The organism is Dickeya sp. ws52 (genome assembly GCF_007210685.1).
Lineage (GTDB): Bacteria > Pseudomonadota > Gammaproteobacteria > Enterobacterales > Enterobacteriaceae > Dickeya > Dickeya chrysanthemi.
This window is the reverse complement of sequence record NZ_SZVX01000063.1, coordinates 1-352: the sequence shown is the minus strand read 5'-3', so window position 1 is coordinate 352 and position 352 is coordinate 1. Positions and strand designations below refer to the sequence as shown.

The following is a 352-nucleotide window of genomic DNA, read 5'->3' as shown; positions in this document are numbered from 1 at the left end:
TAACACCGATCGGTTAAGCAAATGATCGGTTGAACGATCCAGTGGGTAGACGACAATAGCCTCATCATTTTTTGATGGGGCTTTTTTTTATGCTTACGACCTGGCTTGATGACACTCAGACCTGGGCTGAACCCGCTTCACTTTCCTGCTTTCAGCGCGCTATACCCCTGGAGTGGATTTCTCAGGTTCTCGATACCACTCAGAAAGCCAGCATCCGCAAACGTAAATTTCCCGCGGAACGAGTGGTCTGGCTGGTCGTAGGAATGGGGCTTTATCGTGACCGCTCCATTACGGACGTCGCGTCAAAGCTCGACCTCGTCCTGAGTCCGCATGAAGGCGACACGCTCGCCGC

1 protein-coding gene is annotated in these 352 nt (G+C 52.8%); it reads left to right on the top strand.

The window, feature by feature from the left end:
* Window positions 1-89: 89 nt before the first annotated feature.
* A partial coding sequence (locus FDP13_RS21525) for a transposase domain-containing protein (protein WP_199886371.1) occupies window positions 90-352 on the top strand: 263 nt, incomplete at its 3' end.